Below are 22,129 nucleotides of genomic sequence, written 5' to 3' on the forward strand. Positions count from 1 at the left end.
TATTTTTACTTTAGATAAGTTGTCTTCAACCTCAACGCTTAGCTATCTTCTTCCCCGGCATCACAATCATTAGGACAACAACGATACTCCTGTGATTTTTCAAGGAGTTCTATTTGCTTACGTAAAAGTTCATTTTGTAAATGGATACGTTCTCTTGCCGCAGGCTCGCAGGTATTACATTCATCCAGACAGCCTTTTACAATGACTCCCGCAGTTGGTAAAGAGAATTCCATCGAAAACTCAAATTTCTTACGGTAGGCAGCTGATATTTCGCCTTTATCATCTAAAATACCGGCTGCAATTAAGTCTTTGTTTAACTCTTTTAAGGCTTCTTCCCGCATTGCAGGTGTGATGGTCGGATTTACGAAAGCAACATTTGTAAATCCCGAAACGCTAATTAGTTTTTCAATACTTAGCAATTCAAATTTTACAACTTGCTTTTTGTTCATCCGATAAAAAAAGTACGAGATGGCATGACAACCATTAGGATTTGAAAACTCACGGGAAGAAGACTCGAAATGATCTTCCGACTGGCCTTCGGCATGTACCTTGGTGGCCACCTCGCCAATCGAAATGGAATGTGCTTTATGTGTCGCATTTACCGCCTGACTTGCCGACGCCCGCATATTACTGCTTTGACTGTTCAAATAATCCAGGGTAGAGGAGCCATTGTGATTTTTGTTAGCATTGCTATTGCTATCCACACCCGGACTAAATGGATTGATATCTATACTAGTACTCGAGCCGCCGCTAAAGTCCCAATGGTCTTTATTTTGGCTGCTTTGATGCCCCGACTGGTTGTTTTCCATATCAGAAAAATAACTTTGAGATGCTTTCATAAAGTATTGTTCTTCTGATATTTGTTCAGAACGGTAGCTTAGCTGGGTACTGGCATCGTAAGTAAACTGACTTCTTCTATCGGTAGTAACCAACCGTACTTTTTCGCCGGGCAATAAGGTCGTTGTATAAACCGGATCACCCAATACATTACCTATGGTACACCGGCTTAACCTAAAGCTAATTAATAGCTGGGCCATCAGGGCCGTTTGCCTGTCCTGCCCTCTTATGGCCAGTGGATAATTTAATGTGCGCGTAAAAACCAATACATCGCAATTGCTGTCTTTTAATAATTCCGGACAGCAGGGAACTTTTAGGGATTCATCTTTACTTTCCATTTTTTTTAAAATTTATGATTCATTCATTAGGGATTTTTGACTACAATCAAAGGATGATAAGTCCTTCATTTAGATTCGCTTTTTTTGACAGATTAAAGTTCTAATGAATGCAAATGATACACAAGGTAGCCGACACGGTTTCTGCACGCGTATTAGTACGCAGCTGCGATATGGCTTTTACGCAATTATTGGCAAAAGGCAACTTATTGACGCTAAGTCTTTGAAATACAGTTGATAAATCTCTAATTTTAATAAACCATACTAAACGAACCTTATAAAAATGGAAACTAAAAACAGACAACACCCGATCGATGGTACTGAAGGCGATCCAATAGATTCAAATATTGCCGCTGCCTGGACAACAAATTATCGCATCATGAATCCCAATGAAACGATTTCACATTTTTTTGGTAATCAGATTTTACAGCAGATCCTTAACCAGCCCGATTGCCTGGGCATCCGTATCTATTATGCGAATGAATTAAGGCTAAATTGGGTTCAACGTATTTTTATTACCATCAGCAATTTTTTGCGTTGGATTGCTGGCGCTTATGGTGTAAAACACCTGATCTTGGTAGGCAGCGACAAAGATGGCATAGATCAAATTCCGGAGCAGGTTCCAACAATGGCTCCGACAGGCTCAGAAACGGTAATGATGGCCATGTCTTTTGATACCGTAAAGTATACGATGGCAGAACAAGCCTCTCCATGTCCCGGCGGTGCGGGTTGTCCGGAAAATAAAATGACAAGTTAAAGAACCGATCATGTCAACGCCTCTCCTTTTACAAAACTTATCAAGCTTGTCGGCACTTTTGCCCATAGCAGCGGCGATCGTTAACCGCAGACACTTAAATCACCTGCAAAAAATTGCTGCTGTCTTCTTTATAATTTCGGCGCTATTCGACTTTAGTTTGCTTTTGGTGAGGCACTTAAACATCACATTAATTACCACTGGAGGGCGTGCCAACAATGCGCCCTTAATTCATTTATTTCTATTGGTAAGTGTCTTTTTTTATGCGTTAATCTATTTTAATGCATTTAATAAATTAACTTTAAAAAGGATCTCCGGAGTATTTGCCGGAATAGCCGGAGTTCTTATTTTAATTAATGCCTTTTTTATAGAAGGTTTATTAAAATTCCCTTCTATTGGAAATACAATTTTAAGCGTAACCTTAATTTTATTGTCTTTGTTATATTTCTGGCAATTGCTTGCTCAAGTTGAAATTGTTCGTCTCGAAAAGCAACCCATGTTTTGGATAAGTGCCGGAGTTTTATCGTATTGTAGTATCAATATTTTTTTATTTATGCTCATGAGGTCGCTAGGATCGCTATCTCCAAATTTTTGGACCATTCACTCTGTCATTAATATAATCGCTAACTCTTTATTCGCAATTGCCTTACTTTGCAAACCCCGGAAACCGATATAACCGAAGTACTCATTATTGGTACACTTGTGGTAGTTTTGCTGCTGGTATTTTTGTTTTTATTTGTCATCCTTTACCAGCGAAAAACGCTAAAATACCAGGAAGAAAAACGTAAAATGCAAGCCGAAGCACAGAACAGTTTCTTGCGGGCCATTTTTGAAACACAGGAAAGCGAACGCAAACGTTTATCAGTTGATCTACACGATAGTGTAGGACAGGTGCTATCGGCCATTAAATTAAATTTGCACCGCATTGATAAATTATCCGGCAATGCCGAAAATGCATCAGCCTTGCTGGCCTGTACCCGTAAATTAACCGACGAATGTATACAGGAAATACGCAACATCATTCATAATGTTTTACCTCCGGTTTTAATAGATTTTGGATTGGCCGATGCTCTGAAAGATCTGTGTAATTACGTGCAGCAAAACACAGGCATGCAGGTCAATTACAGTCAAAATTTAAAAGGAGAACGCTTTAAGCCGGAAGTAGAAATTACGCTTTACCGTATGGTGCAGGAATTGTTTGGCAATGCCATAAAACATGCACAGGCCTCTGTAATAGAGATTACCTTAAACAAAGAAGCAGAATTGCTTTGCTTAAACTTCAAAGACGATGGTATCGGATTTAATAAAAAAACGGTAGTGCATGGCTTTGGGTTAAAAAACCTGCAAAGCAGATCTCAATTGATCAAAGCCGATATCAAAACTTATTCAGAAATGGAAAAAGGCACACAAACCACGATTACTTTAAACATCAATAAACTTGATAATTAACTTATTGCAGGTTATATTTATACCATGTTTTTGAATTTTAAAATTACTTAGACATCACCATACCTTTAACCTATGGACTTAATAAAGTTAGCTATCGCTGATGATCATAAAATATTCCGTGAAGGTTTAAAATTCACTTTAGAAGACTACACCCAACTAGATTTAATTATAGAAGCAACAAACGGCAAAGACCTTATTGCTCAAATTACCAATAATAAACCCGATGTAATTCTGATGGATATTAAAATGCCGGAAATGGATGGCATGCAGGCTATAACCTATATTCGTCAACATTTTTCAGACGTTAAAATATTGGTACTTTCTATGCATAATGAGGATAAGTATATTTTAAACGCGATGCGTTTGGGTGCTTCAGGCTACCTTTCAAAAAATGCCGAACCGGAAGAGATACTGGAAGCTATTGTAAACGTACACACCAAAGGCTTTTATTTTAACGATGATCTATCGGCAACCATGGCCAAAGAGCTGCTGGGGATAAATTTCATGCATCGTTTACAGGAAAAAGATGCCCGGCTAAACGAACGTGAAATAGAAGTGCTTAAGCTCATTTGCGAAGAATATTGCAATACGGAAATTGCAGATAAATTGTTTTTAAGTGTACGTACGGTGGAGGGTTACCGCACCAGGTTGTTCGAAAAAGTAGGTTCGAAAAACATTGCAGGCTTGGTTATTTATGCCGTAAAGAGTGGAATAATTACGATCTGATTTCTCCGGTTTTAGGATACACCTCAAACAGACCTACATAGGAATGTTTGAACCTATAAATTGAATCTCAATTATTTTTTTTTGTTTCTTTGCGCTATGTTTAAACAAGTGTCTATCGCATTGCTAATCCTGCTTTCGATTAGTGTACAGGCTCAAGAGCGTGCAGCAGCTTATGCCGTTGATGAAAATTTTAATCTCTGGAACAAAAAAACAAATGATACAGCCTGCGTCTTTGCTGATGTCGCCTACATACGTGATTATCCTGGTTTAAGGGGAGTTGTATTAGATTCATTGACTGCCGGATCCAGGGTGATCATTAAAAGCGAAGCTTATAACAATACATTGATCAAGGATTTTCATGCGCCCTGGCATAAAGTAACCTATATGGTTGGGAAACAACAACGTTCCGGATTTATTTGGTTAGGTCTGCTGGCACTTAGAACCAATAATGATAAAGAAGGAAAATTATGGATGTACGGCTTCAATAAATACCCCAACCGATCAAATGATGAGGAACACCTCTCTCTATGTGAAATCAAGATCCTGGATCCTGCGCTCCATACCGTTGGCCGGACCTCAATTCTGATTACCAAAGGAGAGCAAACTTTCACTGAAGGAAAGATACTGGACAATATGGGATTAGCGGGTTTACAAGCGATCTACCGGATTGGTTTCTTTGGTGAGGCCTGCGCTGTTCCTACCGATCATCACTATGTTGGATGGACAGGAAAAGATTTCATCAACTTACCCGGAAAGAGCAACGTCAGCGATGCCGGTGTTTTGTACCACGAAGAGAAATTACTATTCCCCTCCGAACATCGTCTTGGCGCCTCTTTAATTATCAAAGACATCATCGATGGAGAGGTCATAGATCCTGACCAGAAAGAACTAAAATATAAGGAAAGCAAAAAGCGTGTGAAATATATCTGGGATGGTAAAATTGCCAGCGAAATTATTGAGATGAAATAAACCCTGGTCGTTTAACAATTTGCTTTTAGGTCTCATCTTTCTGACCAGATATTGAATCAGCTCCAGCTTCCTGAGGTATTAAATCATATTTTTTAGCTTATCTTTGAACAAAAAAGGCTCCATGAACTCACTTCGCATCATTGCAACTTCAGCCCTGTTATCCTGTCTGATCTATTCCTGTTCCAGTTCCAGAAATTCATCCGGTGAGGAGAAAAAGAAACGTACAAAAATAACCACCATTAACGCTGGCCTTAAAAACCCCAGTAGCTCTGTAATTAATGCGAGTGGTGATGGATTGTCGCAAGGAATCAATCAGAGCAGAGGAGCCGGTTCTAAAGAAAACGCAACCAATATCGCCTTTAGTGCAATTGAAAAGGCAAATGCAATAGCGAAAGCTAAACTGCAAAACCTGGAAAGCATGTCAGATAAAGAGCTGATCAGTACCATTGCAGCATTACAACAAGTAGAGATTACGGTGAGTAACAATACCCGTCAAACTACAACCAACGACAAGATTAAGGATTATGCGCTCCTGGTTTTCAACGATCATACAGAGATTAAAAAGGAATTAGACAAACTTTCTACTCAGAAAAATGTAGCGCTGGCTCCTCAGGCTTCCTTAAAAGGCGCACCTAAAACAGATCTGGCATTTGTTAAAATGATGATAGAAAGCAATCGGAATATCATCGAACTTTTTACTGCAGCCAGTAATTCCAAGGACGCTGACCTGAGGACATTTAGTTTAAAACAATTACCGGTTTTGAAAAAACACCTGGAAGCAGCGCAAGAGCTGACCAAAGAAGTAAAATCAAAGGCTGATCCTAAATAAGGTAATCGTCCATACAATTCGTTAAGATATGATCAAAAAGCTGGCTATTTAATCTGTCAGCTTTTTGAAGTCATCAAATCCAAAGCAGCGTCATATCCCAATTCGACCAGATAGCTCAGTCCGTTTTGCTTGTCAATTTTAATTATTCCCGTCCAACCGTTTTTAATGCCCTGCAAAATTAATTTACGTACAAGTCCTGGTTCATTGATATTGATAATATCCGTTGAATCGGTCTTTTTGTTTTCCAAAGAGATACCTGATTTTAAAACCTGCCCCATATAATAATGGTCAGACGTTAAAAAATCTATGATTAATGGGCTTTGTTTGTATCCTTCTAAAAAGACCTTAAGCGTAAGCGTATTTGTTTCCGTTTCTGAGTGATATTTATCTGTAACGGTATATAGGTATTTCGAATTGTCAATAATGATTTTTCTGAGTTTGTTTTTCATTCCACCAGATTATTTTAAACCATGCTTTTCTAATCAGCAAGATCAATGAACATTGGTTGGCATTTTTACTGAGGTATGCGTTCCATCAAGACATTATTTCCTGCCAGGTTATAATAAATACAGGTCATTTCATCCAGGTTAACCACCCACTTCTCCACTCCTGTTGCTGCGCAATCTCTGCAAAATTCAAAATAATCCGTCTTTCCATGCTGATGAATTTTGAGGCAATGTTCAAACCTTTCTTTATCACAAACGGCCGCTATGATCAGGTCCTCATACATCGGTATTGAGCTCGTTCTATATCCATGGGTTCCGAAATATTCCGTGCAGCTATCCTTTACCCGGGTTTCAAAAGCAGTAACCCCTAATATTTTAATTTCCTGAATATATTTAGGAAAGTCTGCGCCGGATTTCACCTTGCTATGTGCTTGTTTAATCTGTTCAAGGGTAAACATATTTCATCTGATTTATACGCAATAATACTGCTAAAATAACTTAACCGGACACGATCAGGATATTCCGCTTCTTTTTACCAGCCATCTCAACGGCATCTCTGTGATCAGCAGTAAAAATAACAATATGTAATTGAAAATATTTAATGACTTAGGCCATTGTTATAATGTAGCTGATATTGGCGCCAACCAGGTATGAATACTGCAACCATTGCTGGCTTATTTAAAATACAACTTAAAAGAGAAAAATTATCAAAACCTACAAAAGCACGGAATCATAAAGTTTTAGGCTTTGCAGGTTTTGATAAATTATACTCTTCTAAGGGCTGCCTTTAACACCGACAATAGGAAAACAATGAAAAATGCCAAAAGTACTGGTGTAAAGACTTCAAACCAGCTCATCCCCCCGGTAATCACTTTTATCATAAACAGTATTGCACTAAACAGGATGCCTAATAAAATCAGCACTTCTTTAAGGCTTCTTCCTTTCGCTGTAATTTTCTTGGTTCTTCTCTTAGCCACAGGCGATATTTCTTAATTTATGGGAATATAATCTCCACTCTTCTGTTCTTTTTTCTTCCGGCATTCGTACCATTTGATGCAATCGGATTTTCAATTCCTTTTCCTGATGCCAGTACCCTGTCTTCCGCAATATTTTTTGAAATGAGGTATTTCTTAAATGCATCGGCTCTCGCCTGAGACACGGTTTGATTGATTTCCAAAGTTCCATCGCTGCTCGCATATCCGTTTATCTGGATGGATGCATCCGGGTTTTCCGTTAAATAAGATACGATACCTTTGATCAGGGATTGATCGATCTGATTAAAAGCAGCCGATCCCTGAGCAAAAGTTGCCGGAATTTTATGGTTTAACTTTGTCTTTATTGAATTGTTACTGACGGAGCTGGTCTGCACAGGAACAGCAGTCGTATTTTCAACCGGAACAGCGGGGGTATTTTCTACAGCTGCAGGACTATCTTTGGCAAGCTCGCCGACAGTTGGCACCGCAAGCGTTGTATCTGAAGGCCTCGTTTCGACCGATGTGCTGTTTGCCACCGGATCTGTTGTTTCGGTGTTTTTGCCAACGTTATAATACCAAATCCCTCCTCCAACGATCAGCAATCCGGCTAAACCAATGATCACGTTTTTCGACTTTGAAGGGATTACAGATGCGTCCGCACCTTCCAGTTTTCCTTTTGAAAGATCAAACTTGGACGAAGCTGATTTTTTACCCGATGAGTCCGGATCAGCGCCATTATTTTTATTTAAATCAAATGCCATAATTTCTATTTATCAGGTGTACATATCTACTAATGTTTGCAAGCTCCCGGTATGGGCTCTGCCCATGGCTTCAAATTCCCAGGTATCCCCCACACGGAATAGTCGTCCGAACTCCACAGCATCTTCATTGGTATACTGGTCTTTCATATCATAGCGCAGAATCTCATCACCACTCCTTTCGTCGACGATACGGATATAGCAATCATTTACCTGTCCGAAGTTCAGATCCAATGTTCTGCGGTCTTTATTGTTGTCGTGAGGATATTTACAGATCGTACAGCAAATGATAATCTGTTCAATTTTGTGGCTAACTTTTGTCAAATCGATAAACATATCTTCATCATCATCGCCATCACTTCTGGAACCATCCGGGTCATCAATGGCCCCGGTAATCGCCCCATCCTCGGTAAGAGGCCTAAACAGCCCCTTCTCTATTTTGTCTTCTATTTTGTTTCCCATGCGGATCTGGCCATAGAAAGTAAAATAAGAATCCGAAGGGATCTTAAAATCATTACCGATTGAAAACGCAGACACATCAAGATCAAATTCTGGTCCGCCGGGTTCATCATTAGGATCCCATCCCATGCCAATTTTTACAATTGTTAGTCCAGGCGCTGCCTTGGAAAGGGAGAACCTGTCGCCCTTACTTAAATTAAAACTGCTCATAGTTATATTTTTATTGGTATAATTCTACTAGTGTATTTAAGCCTCCGGAAAAGGCCTGTCCAAGTGCCTCCACGCTCCATTCTCCTCCATTTCTGGAGATCGCTGCAATGACGATGGAATCTTCATCTGTGAAATGATCTTTTAGCTGATACTGGCACAGAACAGACTGATCTGAAGCATCTCTGATATTGATATACGAATTCTGCACATGACCGAAATGATGGCCTCTTTCATTCCCCTGATCGATGGTGACTGCAAAATAGAGAAACTCTATTTTCGGATCTATTTTAGACAAGTCAATATGAATCACCTCATCATCTCCATCACCTTCTCCTCCCCTGTTGTCGCCGGGATAATGCGTAGAACCATCAGGACTCGAAGCGTTGTTGTAAAAGATAAAATATTCATCTGCGACCAGTTTCCCGTCTTCAGCCAACATAAATAAGGAGAGATCTAGATCTACAGCATGTCCGTTAACTGTAGAGGGGTCCCAGCCTAAGCCAGCTATGATGCGATTCAAACCAGGTTGTTCCTTTGCAATCGATATTGATTTGTTTTTTTCTAGTTGTATAGCCATTTTCTGTTTATTTTTTAGGTGGAAGTGGCGGAAGTTTAACCGCCTTAACTTTTGTGGGTATTACAGGTTTTGGTTCCGGTAATTTGGGAATGTTTGCCAGCGGGGCGGAAACAGGCTGCGCTCTTTTTGGTGGCAATGGAGGTGGCGGCTTTGGTGTGGGAAGTGTAGGTCTTGCCAATACAGGTGCCGGTACTGGAATTACGGGTGGCGTAACTGCGGGTTTTGATTTAGCCGTATAATTTGAACCAGAAATCTCTGCAAAAACAGTTTTCATCGCATCTCCGATATCCGCAGCTTTTACCGCCAGCACATAAGGGTATTTCCTGAGCAGCTTACTTGAGAAATAAGAAGTACTGATTTCCTCTGTACCCAATAGAATGATGACCTCTTGTTCGACTAAACCGGCGGATTTCAAAAGATCATCTATCGCAGTATAGATCATTCCATCATTTGAATAATATTGAAGCCTGTCATTGAGGTTTCGCTCATTTACCCTAAACCAATACTTGTTTCCATCAGTTAATTCCGCATCACCTTTTATAATCGGATTTATATTTTCCAGCATACGAACACAAAAGGGAAGCAAAGCAGCGATCTCCGCATCTTTATCAATTGATAAATAAGAGTTCTGAACAATGATGTATTCCACAATCATATCTGCCAGAATTTTCACCCTGGGATCAGCGCCCTGCCCTTCCAGTTTAAAAGAGCCAACCGCCTCATTCATAAGCTCTTTATAGAGTTTCAGATACAGCACATCATCCACGCTACTTAATAACAAAACGGCTTTTCCTTTGGGTAAAACTGCTTTTTTAGTCAGCACCCCAAATAGCGCCTTATTGAAATCAACCCCTTCTAAATTAAAGTAACCAGCTTCTTTAAACAGGTGTGCTATCAGCGATTTCTCATTATCTTCAATATCAGTATCAAATAAAAAGCGAAGAGGGAAATGCTGTCGGTAAGATTCAATGGAATCTGTTTTATATAAAACAGTATTTAGAAAATGAGACAGGTATTGCTCAACACCATAATAGAAAAGCTGTTTAACTGGCTTTTTATTGCCATAAATACTGAAATGCTTACCCGGGTCCTTTATAATTTCAAAATAGTTGCCATAAGCATTCGGATCATGTCTGTTAAACCGGTCTCTTGCTGCAGTTCCAAAAATAAAATCGTTGCCATTCACGTAAAAGTATAAGGGAACTTCATTTGATTCCGTTAGGCTCAATGGCGCATAAGCGTTCCGGTCTGATTGATACCAGAAAGAAACGGAACGCTTAGAGATTTTCGCTAATACACAGAATTTCATTGGGCCTATTGTTTTTGGATTCCTTTAAGCAGATGTTTTTCAAAGAATTTCATTCCTTCTAAAATGATGACCGGCGCCACATAGTCAAAGGCTTTCTGATCGTCATGTTTCCGCTTTTGCGCTTTGATGAAACCAGGCTCTCCTTTAATGTAATTTTCAATATTCATGTCCTGGAATCCGGCCATAAAATCTGCAGCATTCATTTTTAAGCCAAACATGCTGGAAGAGACTTTATAGAACAGATCGGCAAAATCCATAAACCTCGGGCAATGTGGTTTTCCTTCCGGAGGCAAACAGATGAAGTGATTCCCGATATGTTCCAGCATCTCCGGTGTGATAGAATTGGTGGATTCCAGGTATTTGAATTCTCCGGCAGGGGTAATTACACAGAAATTATCTTCTCCAAGTATTTCAATCGCCTGTTTATTGGTCGGCACCAAAATGCTCGTAATGTTCGTCGGAATGGCCAAACCTTTTGACACCTCATATTTCACGTCTGCATTATCGGTTCCGCGCTGAGAATTGATGTCGATGATCTTTAAAGGGTTGGTATTAATCGGCGTAATGGTTGCCCTCGCGACACTTTCACCTCCCATCCCTCTGATAAACATTTGCGTATAATAATCGTCCGCCGCTTTTGGATCTACTGCAGTAAACCAATCGAAAATCCTGGATCCTTTGCCTGCAAAAGCAATTTTAATTTTAGGAGGAATGGCTTTAACTGCCGGTGGTGCATCCTCTGATTTGACGATTTCGTTTCTTAATTTGTAAGCCAGCTGCCCTGCATAAAACATAATTAATCCCGTCACATATAGATTAATACTCATCATCTCCTTACATTCTGCGGCGATTAAAAGATAAAAGGTTTCAAAATCCGCGGCCTCCAGACGGTCTACCACCTGTTCAAAATAATAAGGAGCAGTATTTTCAGAAAATTTATTGCTTCCATTATTTAATCCCTGAATGGAGATATTCTTCCTTTCGCACATCCTCAACAAAACGTTTTTGAAATTGGGAGAAAACTTAGTTGCCTGTGCCACCCGCTCTGCCGCAAAACGAATGGAGTTTTGTTTAATCATTGCCTTTCCACCCTCCATCTGACACAATGCGGTAATATCAGTAGTACTGCCGCCTATGTCAAAACATAGCACCAGTTCACCGGGATTAATGGAATAACCACCATTTGGCCTGACCAGGTAATTCGCTACTGCACAGGCTTCAGAAAGTGACTCTTCATTACTCAATGTTCTAAAATCAAACCTCAGCGCTGCAGTTTCTGTCTCGATATTTATTGCAGCCGCAACTTTTTTTGAAGCTTCATTGCCCCAACCCGTGGCAACTGCAGGAACTTGAGTTTCCGTTCCCCATCCGCCGCCCGAAGCTGTTGTGCCCCATCCGGAGTCTGACACGGGAGATTCAACCTGACTATTGCCCCAGCTTGATGTCGCAGCTGCCGCTGCCCAGGTACTGTTGCCAGTCGTTTCGCCAATATCGGAGAGGTCGGAAGGCGGATAGGTTTTCAGCTTAACATTGCCAACGATCGGTGAGATCTCTTTAAGTGAGTCCCAAATTCCCCGGTATTCGCTCAACAATTCTTTGCCCATGGAGGATGGATAGGACCATTTTAAAGTATGGGGCTCATGACCTTCGATGAACAACTGTGCATACACATGTAAGAGTAAAGAACTTAGATAAGCCGTTTTATAACTCTTATCGATAGGCTGAGAAGACCATTTCATATTGTAAACCAATTCCGCCCTTCCAATTCTATTGTAACTTAGGATATACCGGTTGTCTTCTGCATTTTCAATCGGCAGATTTTTTTCAAAGCAAGGAAATCCGCCTTTTACTGCCTGCGCCATCAATGAATCGCTCAGGATGTTGCCCTCGTTTACAATTCTTCTGGAATCATGGATCGTGAGCACGGATTTAATAGAGTTGCTAAGGATCTCGTCATTTTGGAAGAAGAAAATCTCATCTTCCACCGCCGGACGTTTATCGTTATTTTTAGCATCAGTAGACAACAGCGAAACTCTTTTATTCGTCAGCTTTAAACTTTCACAAACTTCATTTCTATGGTCAGAAAAATAGGCGATGGAAGAATTAGTACTTCCGAAATCAACCCCTAAAAATGCCGCAGACAATGCTCTTGGAGAATTCAGCATATTGACCGGTAAGGACTGTGTATTTCCAGATCCATCGTAACGAATGATTCCAAAGCCACAATCAATTCCTGCATGGGCAAACTTCAGCCCTTTGAAAGGCTGATTGCTCTCATAAATTTCATATTTATACTTATTATCAGCTACTGCATTATTCGAAGCCACATGTAATTGCGCCTTAATATTGCCATATTTCTCGGGAACTACGGCTGCTTTGCCGTTGTTAGCCAGGTACAGCGGAACTCCTTTTTCATCCAGTACAATCCGGAAGAAATCATCCTCCACATTACCAATAAAGGGTGTTGCCTGAAACTTGGCATCATTATGTGGAATTTCTGAATAGAGAAAATACCGGTTCCATTGTTTGGAAATGAAATTAGGCCACATTAAAATATCCTTCCCTTCTATGGAAGTAGAAGTGACCTTATAAATAACCTCTTTAACAATCTCATTTCCCGTTTCTGTATAGAGTCTCAGGTTGACAGTTAAACGCTCTCCGTTTTTATCATTTGGATCATAAATAGCGGTAATTCGCGACTTTACATTTGAAGCTTCTGAAATGCCGACCAATGCCTCCAGTGTGGCACCAAAAACATTTAAGGCCAATGGCGTTAAGGGTAAAGTGAAGTAAGCATAATTGTTTGGTTGCCCTTTAGTTTCTGCTGCCAGCAGCAATATAGGTTTCGATTTCAGATAGTTTCTGGTTTCCATTCCTTCTCTACCAAAATCGATCTGGGCAATCTCCGTTGTATCTGGCAGCAGCAGGTCTTTAGGGTCAAAGCTGATGCTGCCCTCTTTCGATTCATTATAAATGATGCCTTCAGAGCCAAACAACTCCGTAGAATAGTTAAACAGAATGCTGAAAGGATAATTAAACAAGGCTCCAACTTCAGGTGCAGACTGATGTTCAAGTTTCGGATATCCTTTCTTTTCCTGATAAACAACCATCTCTTCCATCCAGGATTGCAGGCAGCCCGACATATTACCATATTCCGGCCTGATGAACGCTTCCAGGCCGCCATAATTGGACCTGAATTGCTCTATATTTTTGAGAATATGTTTGGCGTAACCGTATAGCGTAAACAATTCCTGGGGATTAAGTTCTGATTTTAAAGGATCTATAAATCTTCCGTTCTGTACATTGACAAAGGGCAGTTTCTCCCTAATATTATAGGCTACAGAGGTAAATAAAAAGCTGTCGGGAGAAGTTCCACCCACCACACTCCCTTTAAACGAGATGACATCAATAAAGGGGATCTTATCCGTATTATTTGCCAGCGATTGATCGCACCACAAGGGCTGCCGTTCAAAGAGCATATTTCCAAATGCGCCTATAGGCTCATAGATGTTTGCAGTATTGATGAGCTGCTGCCCATCCGAGTACGCCAAATGAATTCTATTTACCTCTATATCCTTGTAGTTTAATGCGATACAGCTGATAAACCCCTTCCATTCACTGATCAAAGATTTGTAAAACAGCATTAATCCCGCAGCATCAGCGTCTTTATCCTGAATGTTATCCAGCGCACTTTTAAATAAGTTTGCCCGGGCAAATACAGAGGGGATTCCGGAAACGATAGTTCCAATATTAACAGAAGAGTTTCCGTCTTTGTCGACCGCTATTTCCGGGATTAAAATGTTTTTAGTAAAAACTTCCAGTTGAGGGATTTTATCCCAGGCAAATTCAACCCCATTTGGCTCTGTTTTAGCCTGAACTTTTATCGCCAGTGCTTTTATTCTTTTATCTGACATGTTCCTTTAGTTTATATCGAAGTTTTGTGAAATGGTAAGTGCATTAAAAATGTGAGCGAGGAATTTCTCTTTTACGGTGTTTACTTTCTGTTCATCCTTAGGTCCGGTATTGATGAGCTTTTCCACAAAAGTGTCGTATCTGTTACCAAACACCCCTCCTTTCGACCAATGGTGTTTATCATCAAGGAAGATCGTTCCCACATCTAGTTTTTTGAGCTCCGTCTGATTGTCCGGAAAAGCCTTGCTGTCAAACAGGAAGCGGCCGGGAGCCACAGAGTTCCTTACCTGGTAAAGCCAGCCGGGTACAAACCTTGCATCTTTAAAAGTATAGGCGAAAAGCTTGAAATACTCGTTGATGTCTTTACATTCTACATCGGTAATCGTGCTGTACTGATTCAGTTTCTGATTTTCACATTGTCTGATAAACCCCTTGATACCGGCATCATCAAAAGCAGCACCGTTCTTGGTTAAAGAGATGTGTGCCAGGGAGAAGAATGCCCCTAATTTGTTGACAAATATTTCACCTGATTTATGTTCCTTTCCGATAAAATCATCAAAAGAGAAATTGAAGGAATTGTCTTTAAATTCTACCGCTTTATATAAATATTCCGCCTTTGTGCTATTAAAACCATCGGCACGGGTAAAGAAGTCGTAGGCAGCACAGGCGCAGAGCAACTCTGTGATATGACATGGATTCTTTTGTTCCGTTCCACCGGTGATTGTCTGATTGGAGGCATTGTTGCCGTCTATCTTTTTACTTTCAATCGGCCAGCCGATATGGTACAATAATTTATAGCATTTCTGCACCGTGGGATCACTTTGGTAAAACTGCAGTGCGGCCTGACTATTCAATGGAAAGAAAGAAGAATCTGCAATAATGCTATTCGCTTTATTTGATTTCTGCTGATCATCGGGCTTATTAAACGTAAAATACTCCGTCAGCAAGGTGGAGCCAAACTTTGCCTTAGAGAAATCTATGCTCGAATTTCCATTGGAACGGATCTTTACGAAATCCTGAAGCGCTTTGGGAATTACCGGGATAGAGGATGCTCCGGTTCCACCAAATACAGATCCGAAAATGAAAACCCTGGCCGAAGCACCTGCTTTTTCAAGCTTTCCCATGAAAGCATCTAACTCCCGTTCCTGAGATTGTACTGCAGCTCCTTTTAGGATATTCCTTGCCGCTTCAACAATTCCATGATACATCAGCATAGAGCCCAAATGGGTTTGTGCACGATAGCCGTGTTCCAGAGCAAACTCCTGTACAGATCGGGTATCCAGGAATAAATCAGAGATCAGTTTATTCGCCTTTTGCTGCTCCGGCGTACCTGTGGAAATTTTACTGATGTTTTTATAATTCTCTCTTCCCGGACCAGAGTAATTGGTCCAGAACCGGTGCAGGTTCAGTTTCGCTGAAAAGAACGTATTGGCATTGGGTGTTCCACCCACAGATGCACCAGATGTTTTGACCTGGTTGTATAAGGTAATGAGTTCTTCCACCCTGCCTTTATTGCCATTGTTTTGATCCGTATCTAAGGTTAATACTTCTATTTCCTGGTTGTCAAACATTCCAATGCCACATAAGTGAGTGAAAGATTCCAAACAACGCATTCCGGTACCGCCTATTGCGATGACAAATAATTTATCCATTGAAATATGCTTTTAGAATTTAAAACCAATGACCAATTTTACCGTTGGCAAACACTTTACTCAGGATGAATCCCAACAGGAGATACAAGACAAATCCAATTACGGTTCCTATGCTTAAAGCATTTACATAATTATTTACGACCATCATGTTTGCGTCTGGCTTGAATACAAAATAGCCTGATAAGAAGCCGACTGCCGGATTCAGGATCGCTAAAATCCAAAACCAGGTCTTCCGTGACTGTGGATCTTTGGGATTACTGCCACCCTCAAATTTTATGGCATTGGCAATGATGGCTGCCAGTAGCAGAAAAATTAAGGCAGTAACGATAGAGACGATGTACGCTGATGTAGATTCCATTTTATAGTTGATTAGAGATTACGGTTAATTATTGTTGAGTTTTGATGTAGTAGGAATAAATGACCTTATGAGCTGGATTAAGCTCTTGTAAGGTGTTTTTTACTGACTCATACAAAGCGGTATTCGCTGTACGTTTAGCGTTCATCCATTGGAATTTGGAGAGTTTTTCGCCCATAAGATTAGGCATTGCGGCATTCAATAGCAGGTCGACCCTCAGTAAACCTTCCGGATTTTGAATATTTTTCAGTTTGAATCCGGGGTCGAAAGACACGCCTAACTCTACGTTTTTAGTATCGGATGTTTTGGTGTTGGTAAACAGGGATTTATTGAAGCTGAAAACCTCATTTACAGGAACAGCAGCTACTGATTTATAAATCCATTGTTCTTTTATCTTCCCATCAGTACCATAACATGCCAATGCAATCTTATCTGTTTCCTGATCGTCAAACTTCGCCTCCCCATTGGCTCCTTTGGTTAATTTTGGTTTGTGCTTTTTTGCTTCTTCAGTTTTGGTGAAATTTTCAAAATCAGCGCTGACATCGGAGACTTTTACCTCAAAATCGCCAAATGTATAACTGTCTTGATTACTTAAATCAATATATAGCTTTCTGAAAAAGTCGTTAAACTGATGCTGACTGGCGTAGCTGGTATGAAGGTTAGCAATGGTATTCCAGTCTACACCTAAAGGATAAAATTCAAAATGATTTCCTTTTTTAAGCCCGTTCACATAACTATCCTTTAAATCCAGGACATTCTTTGCATGATCAGTTTTACCGCTTGGGTCATAAAATACGCCGCCTGACTTCTCGCCCGGGTAATCCGTACGCAGTTTATAAGATTTGTTAGATAAATCAAACCTTGTGGTTAATGGCCCCAGTTTAGATTCCAGTTTGGAAATCATGCTGGATTCATTCGGATTGCCACAATTAAAAACAGTGAAATAAAGGTGTTTATCAACGGTACCTTCTTTATAATCTGCGATAAAGAAATGGATGGTATTTCCTTTTTCCAACCATTTGGAGAAAGGGATTTTTAGAAAAGCGGTACGGGTAACCTCAATGTTCTTTTGCCATTCTTCGAAATCAGTGATCAATAGCGCGTCATTATTGCCTTCTACAATTTTCTCGACTGCCAACTGGATCGGGGCCCAGATGTCGGCGTATTGGGCGGGGTCACTTACCTGCTGACCTAATTCGGTGGTATTGGCAATGTTTAAAAGTTTGACCTCATTTGAGCCGAGTTTGTAGACATCAAACTTCTGAGCTAAAATGGTATTGAAACAGCTGGTCATCATTTCTTTAATACCCGGTTCAGCAAATGCTTTATTGATACCAGAAGAGAAATCAATATATAAGGTCGGATTACCGCTTTTTGAATTGGCATTATTCGGAGCACTGGTTTGATGGTAGGCTTCAATTCGATTACCTAATTCCTGGTCATAAGGGTTAAATTTCACATCTGCAAACGGGTCTGCTGATGCTGTGTTTTTGCCATTATTACAGGCAGCCAGGAGGAGGAGTAAACCAAATGTTCCTGTGACCCTGAGAAAAGCCAGATTCTTAACTATATTCATAATCTATAAATTTTAATTACTGTTATTTAATTGTGGCCTGGTTCAGCTCATTGACTTTTGCAGCTTCCAGTCTTGCAACAACTCCATTTAAGATGCTTGCATGACGGTATAAATCATCGAGCGACTGTATTTCGTACTTGGTTTCTTTCTTATTCTCATCGAGCACTGCCAGGTATTTTTTCGTATTCAGGTATAAGCGGCAAATGGTCTTACGATTATTGTCGTCCAGCAGAATCGCGAAATAGGAAAGCGCATCTCTGTAGGTAATCCTTTTGGAATCGATCGTTTCTCTAAGCATAGATTTGACGATAAAGAATCCTTCGATCTCCTCTTCTGTGGTTACAATTCCAGATTCAGGTTCGGCATTGATGGTCTCTTCAATTTTAATGGCTTCTGAAGCATCTTTCTCTTTTTCCTGATTTAGTGCAGATTTCAGGCGTTCATTAATTGCATCACTAATGAGCTGATTAAAAGATCGCTTGATAATCGGCGCAAATTGTTCCTTAACTTTTGCCGTGATCACCTTTGGATAGACCTGCTTGGTAAAGAAGCTGATAAAACCGTCAGAGGGATCTGCAATTTCCTTATGGAGCAGGCTTTTCAATTCGTTCAGGTATTTTAGCTCACTGGCCGTGTTGGTAATGCTCTCGACATCAAAGTAAGACTTGTGGAATTTTTTTAACTCTGCAATTTCTGCGTCTTTGATTTCCGTTAATTTGAATTCAAAAAACGGAGTACCATCCATTTTGTTCTTTTCAACAAGGTCAGTGTAAAAACGGTAGACTAAACCATTGGTTAATAAGCCAAACTTAGCTTTGGTGGTATGAAAATACCGGAACAACTGAGAATTATGAGGGTCTAAATTCTCCTGATGGTGTTTACATTCGATTAATATGGTTGGTTCCGCATCTTTCATAATCGCGTAATCCACCTTCTCCCCTTTTTTAATTCCCAAATCAGCAATGTATTCCGGATTCACCTCGAAGGGATTGAAAACATCATATCCCATGATCTGAATAAATGGCATCACCAAAGCATTTTTTGTCGCTTCTTCTGTTTGTATTTGAGGTAACATCTTCTCTACGCGAGATGCTAACTGTGCAATCTGATCTTTGAAATCCATTTGAACTTTTATTTAATAATTTGAAACTCTTTATAGAAAATACTGCTCCGCGACATTACTTAGCCCAGGATTAATCTTCCCAGCCGCATAATGTTTTCCCTTTACTTTTGGCGCGCTCAAGCGTTGTTTTTAGAACCTTATGCTGACAGTTATTCAATCCCCGGCAATCGGCAGTGTAATGGTATTTCTTCCCTGTACGGCTGTCGCAGATGTATACTGTATTTGCGTCGCGACAGACGACGGTATTCAAGAAAAAAAATCCGAGTAGTAACGTTAACTTCATAGACAATAATTAATGCTGTCCCTGTATTTTGAGATTGGCTAGTTTTATTACCTTTTCTAATTGCCCAGCAACGGCATCACTCGTTTCCTTTTGTTGATTCAGCGTTGCGATAAATGGTACTACTTTGTATTCCATGATTTCCTTATTTTTGAGTATTTATGATTTACCTATTCCGCCCTTTTCTTCTCATTTGTCTCTCTTTCTATCTCCTGATGTTTATTTGTTTAACACTTCAAAAGTATAGCGTAGCAACAGGCTTTCCTTACGGGAAACCGTAAAGCAATAGATTATTTTTTTGAATTTGAAGGGGGTATTTTAGGGGTTCAGGGCCGGATCGGCCATATTGCATATACAGCCCGTATACGCTGTTTATACAGGCTGTAAAGTCAAACCAGTATTACATTTTGACTTTACATATCTATTCATTAAAACTTATTACGGAGCATATATGAAACGTATCAGGACTGTTTCAATGCAATAAGCATACAGGAAAGATATGAATATTATAAGCAGCCCTATTTTAGCAACAGAGCTGCTTATATATTAAAATTTGATCACCACTTTACCAATCGTCGTGTTATCTTCCAGTTGCTGGTGTGCCTTTTTTAAGTTCTCAACGGAGAGACCTGAAAGCGTTGCTTTTAACGTGCTTTTTAATACGCCATCATCCAGAAGGCGGGCCACTTCATTCAGGATATGGTGTTGCTCAATCATATCTTCAGTTTGAAAAATTGATCGAGTATACATCAGCTCCCAGGAGAAGCTTACACTTTTATTTTTAAGTTTATTCAGTGCCACAGGAGTAGCGGATCCGGTGATGGACGCAATATGCCCCTGAGGCTTGATAAGTTCAGCCATGATATCCCAGTAGAGATTGGCATCTACAAAATCCAGAATGAAATCCATCGACTGAAAACCAGCTGCATGCATTTCATTAACCAGATCTTTATGATTAAACACATAGTCTGCGCCCTGTTTCCTGCACCATTCCTCCGTTTCTGGCCTGCTTGCCGTGGTAATGACCTTAAGACCGGCTACTTTTTTAGCGATCTGAATGGCAATAGAACCGACACCGCCGGCACCACCGATGATCAATATGGTTTTTCCTTTGTCTTTTTCATTAATCCGGATACGGTCGAACATGATTTCCCAGGCTGTCAAGGCCGTCAATGGCATGGCAGCAGCTTCTTCAATACTCAGTTTCTTAGGCTTACGACCTACAATACGCTCATCAACGAGCTGATATTCCGCATTACTTCCAGCCCTGTTGAGATCTCCTGCGTAATAAACTTCATCGCCTACTTTAAATAAACTGACTTCATCGCCTACTGCTTCTATCGTACCCACAGCATCCCAACCGATCACCTTTGGTATCTCCAGCACCTGATCCTTTGCACTGTTCTGACGTATTTTAAAATCAACGGGGTTAACCGACACTGCGGCAACTTTAACCAGCAAATCCTTTCCTTTTGGAACTGGTCTTTCCATTTCAAATTCTATAAAACTATTTGCATCACTTACAGGCAATGATGTCTTAAATCCTATTGCTTTCATATGTGTATTTTTTATAATTAAACGAAGGTAAAATAACTATTTATTATATTGAGCTTCAGCGTTGTCAACAGGAGTATCAGGGTCGTTCATCACCATTTTAGCAATGTCATCTTTACGCATAAAAACGACCCCTTCTTTCTCTTTGGCATATTTAATAAAGTCGTCCATGGCTTTGACTACTGCCGGGGTTCCACCAATGCGATCGTGAAAACTAATGCTCATCATCCGTCTTTTTGCAGCCCCTTCCGCATACAACTGATCAAACTCCATTTTCAATTGTGAAAGAAACATTTCCGGAGTCCAGTGATTGCCTGCAATGTTCACAATATCATTGTTGCGAAGGGTATAAGGCATCACTACGAAATTCTTACCATTCACCTTTGTGAGGAAAGGTTCGTCTCTGCTGAGGTCATCAATATGATATAAGAAGCCCAATTCCTGCAACACTTTCAAGGTGTTGGGACTACGGCGTAACCAATTCGCATTGTACCCTACCGCTTTCTGCCCGGTAATGGCTGCTACAGCATCTACTCCCTGTTTTACAAATTGTAATTCATCCGCATAACTTTTGTTCCACTGGTTGTCCCAGGACATGCCATGTGCCGCCACCTCATGTCCTCCGGAGGCAATTGCTTTTGCTACTTCAGGATACCTGACCGCCGCTGCTCCAACCACATGTGAAGTAACCTTGATGTCGTACTTTTTCCAAAGATCGAGCATGCGGTAAATGCCTTCAGTGGCACCATAGCGGTACCAGCTTTCGGCCGCCAGATCAGGATTGCCTTTGGGTAACGGATTACCTGAGAAAGGGCTTTCAGCGCCTTCCGGTTGACCACCGGTTTCAAATTGCATAGAGACCGAGATCACCAGCTGTGCACCGTTCGGCCAATGGGATTTGATCGTTTTAGAATTTGCAGTGTTTTTATTTTTCTTAGGGAGTACGGTCCAGGAGACCATGATCATGAGGCCTGTCATCAAGGCTACAAATGTTGTCAGTTTTCTTTTCATTTCTTTGTCAGTTATTTTAAAAACAATAAGTCAT

The 22,129-nt window shown here is 40.4% G+C and carries 22 protein-coding genes; 6 read left to right on the forward strand and 16 right to left on the reverse strand.

All coding sequences use genetic code 11. From position 1 onward, the window contains the following. Positions 1–38: 38 nt before the first annotated feature. Positions 39–1,175: a hypothetical protein gene (locus tag AAFF35_RS18885; RefSeq protein WP_342328087.1), complete on the reverse strand. Its 1,137-nt coding sequence runs from the start codon at positions 1,173–1,175 to the stop codon at positions 39–41. A 280-nt stretch (positions 1,176–1,455) separates the two neighbouring features. Here AAFF35_RS18885 and AAFF35_RS18890 point away from each other — a divergent pair, with 280 nt between their 5' ends. The 6 genes from AAFF35_RS18890 (at position 1,456) to AAFF35_RS18915 (ending at position 5,899) form a co-directional block, all read left to right on the forward strand. Further along, positions 1,456–1,929: a hypothetical protein gene (locus AAFF35_RS18890; protein ID WP_342328088.1), complete on the forward strand. Its 474-nt coding sequence runs from the start codon at positions 1,456–1,458 to the stop codon at positions 1,927–1,929. Positions 1,930–1,939: 10 nt separating this feature from the next. Next, complete coding sequence (locus tag AAFF35_RS18895) at positions 1,940–2,602, forward strand: hypothetical protein (protein WP_342328089.1); 663 nt, start codon at positions 1,940–1,942, stop codon at positions 2,600–2,602. Further along, on the forward strand, positions 2,578–3,375 hold the full coding sequence (locus AAFF35_RS18900) for a sensor histidine kinase (protein ID WP_342328090.1): 798 nt from the start codon (positions 2,578–2,580) through the stop codon (positions 3,373–3,375). The genes AAFF35_RS18895 and AAFF35_RS18900 overlap by 25 nt, the downstream gene beginning before the upstream one ends. Before the next feature lie 72 nt (positions 3,376–3,447). After that, positions 3,448–4,101 (forward strand): response regulator transcription factor, encoded by a 654-nt coding sequence (locus AAFF35_RS18905; protein WP_342328091.1) that lies wholly within the window; start codon positions 3,448–3,450, stop codon positions 4,099–4,101. A gap of 96 nt (positions 4,102–4,197) precedes the next feature. Next, positions 4,198–5,070: a hypothetical protein gene (locus AAFF35_RS18910; protein ID WP_342328092.1), complete on the forward strand. Its 873-nt coding sequence runs from the start codon at positions 4,198–4,200 to the stop codon at positions 5,068–5,070. A 121-nt stretch (positions 5,071–5,191) separates the two neighbouring features. Continuing rightward, positions 5,192–5,899 (forward strand): DUF4142 domain-containing protein, encoded by a 708-nt coding sequence (locus AAFF35_RS18915; protein ID WP_342328093.1) that lies wholly within the window; start codon positions 5,192–5,194, stop codon positions 5,897–5,899. Between the two features lie 56 nt (positions 5,900–5,955). Here AAFF35_RS18915 and AAFF35_RS18920 read toward each other — a convergent pair whose 3' ends face one another. The 15 genes from AAFF35_RS18920 to AAFF35_RS18990 all read right to left on the reverse strand — a co-directional run bounded on the left by AAFF35_RS18920 (position 5,956) and on the right by AAFF35_RS18990 (position 22,095). Beyond that, positions 5,956–6,348: a hypothetical protein gene (locus AAFF35_RS18920; protein ID WP_342328094.1), complete on the reverse strand. Its 393-nt coding sequence runs from the start codon at positions 6,346–6,348 to the stop codon at positions 5,956–5,958. A gap of 65 nt (positions 6,349–6,413) precedes the next feature. Further along, complete coding sequence (locus AAFF35_RS18925; protein WP_342328095.1) at positions 6,414–6,803, reverse strand: DUF1398 family protein; 390 nt, start codon at positions 6,801–6,803, stop codon at positions 6,414–6,416. A gap of 306 nt (positions 6,804–7,109) precedes the next feature. Continuing rightward, the gene (locus tag AAFF35_RS18930) at positions 7,110–7,322 is read right to left on the reverse strand and encodes a hypothetical protein (RefSeq protein WP_342328096.1); all 213 of its coding nucleotides are present in this window, start codon (positions 7,320–7,322) and stop codon (positions 7,110–7,112) included. Positions 7,323–7,339: 17 nt separating this feature from the next. Continuing rightward, positions 7,340–8,080 carry an OmpA family protein gene (locus tag AAFF35_RS18935; protein WP_342328097.1) on the reverse strand — a complete coding sequence of 247 codons (741 nt, stop codon included), beginning with the start codon at positions 8,078–8,080 and terminating at the stop codon, positions 7,340–7,342. Positions 8,081–8,092: 12 nt separating this feature from the next. Then, positions 8,093–8,746, reverse strand: a complete 654-nt coding sequence (locus AAFF35_RS18940) for a TerD family protein (protein ID WP_342328098.1) — start codon at positions 8,744–8,746, stop codon at positions 8,093–8,095. A gap of 10 nt (positions 8,747–8,756) precedes the next feature. Then, positions 8,757–9,323 carry a TerD family protein gene (locus tag AAFF35_RS18945; protein WP_342328099.1) on the reverse strand — a complete coding sequence of 189 codons (567 nt, stop codon included), beginning with the start codon at positions 9,321–9,323 and terminating at the stop codon, positions 8,757–8,759. Between the two features lie 7 nt (positions 9,324–9,330). Further along, positions 9,331–10,632, reverse strand: a complete 1,302-nt coding sequence (locus AAFF35_RS18950; RefSeq protein WP_342328100.1) for a hypothetical protein — start codon at positions 10,630–10,632, stop codon at positions 9,331–9,333. A gap of 5 nt (positions 10,633–10,637) precedes the next feature. Next, positions 10,638–14,546 carry a hypothetical protein gene (locus AAFF35_RS18955; RefSeq protein WP_342328101.1) on the reverse strand — a complete coding sequence of 1,303 codons (3,909 nt, stop codon included), beginning with the start codon at positions 14,544–14,546 and terminating at the stop codon, positions 10,638–10,640. 6 nt (positions 14,547–14,552) lie between these two features. Then, positions 14,553–16,196 (reverse strand): hypothetical protein, encoded by a 1,644-nt coding sequence (locus AAFF35_RS18960; protein ID WP_342328102.1) that lies wholly within the window; start codon positions 16,194–16,196, stop codon positions 14,553–14,555. 19 nt (positions 16,197–16,215) lie between these two features. Further along, complete coding sequence (locus AAFF35_RS18965; protein WP_342328103.1) at positions 16,216–16,554, reverse strand: hypothetical protein; 339 nt, start codon at positions 16,552–16,554, stop codon at positions 16,216–16,218. A gap of 28 nt (positions 16,555–16,582) precedes the next feature. After that, entirely contained in the window at positions 16,583–18,127 is a 1,545-nt protein-coding gene (locus tag AAFF35_RS18970; RefSeq protein ID WP_342328104.1) for a hypothetical protein, read from the reverse strand. 22 nt (positions 18,128–18,149) lie between these two features. Then, entirely contained in the window at positions 18,150–19,250 is a 1,101-nt protein-coding gene (locus AAFF35_RS18975; RefSeq protein ID WP_342328105.1) for a type I restriction endonuclease, read from the reverse strand. Between the two features lie 292 nt (positions 19,251–19,542). Beyond that, a complete protein-coding gene (locus AAFF35_RS18980) occupies positions 19,543–19,668 on the reverse strand; it encodes a hypothetical protein (protein ID WP_342328106.1) in 126 nt (41 codons plus the stop codon). 408 nt (positions 19,669–20,076) lie between these two features. Beyond that, complete coding sequence (locus AAFF35_RS18985) at positions 20,077–21,087, reverse strand: zinc-binding alcohol dehydrogenase family protein (RefSeq protein ID WP_342328107.1); 1,011 nt, start codon at positions 21,085–21,087, stop codon at positions 20,077–20,079. Between the two features lie 36 nt (positions 21,088–21,123). After that, the gene (locus AAFF35_RS18990) at positions 21,124–22,095 is read right to left on the reverse strand and encodes a polysaccharide deacetylase family protein (RefSeq protein WP_342328108.1); all 972 of its coding nucleotides are present in this window, start codon (positions 22,093–22,095) and stop codon (positions 21,124–21,126) included. Positions 22,096–22,129 lie beyond the last annotated feature (34 nt).

This window comes from Pedobacter sp. FW305-3-2-15-E-R2A2 (genome assembly GCF_038446955.1).
In the GTDB taxonomy this organism is placed as follows: domain Bacteria; phylum Bacteroidota; class Bacteroidia; order Sphingobacteriales; family Sphingobacteriaceae; genus Pedobacter.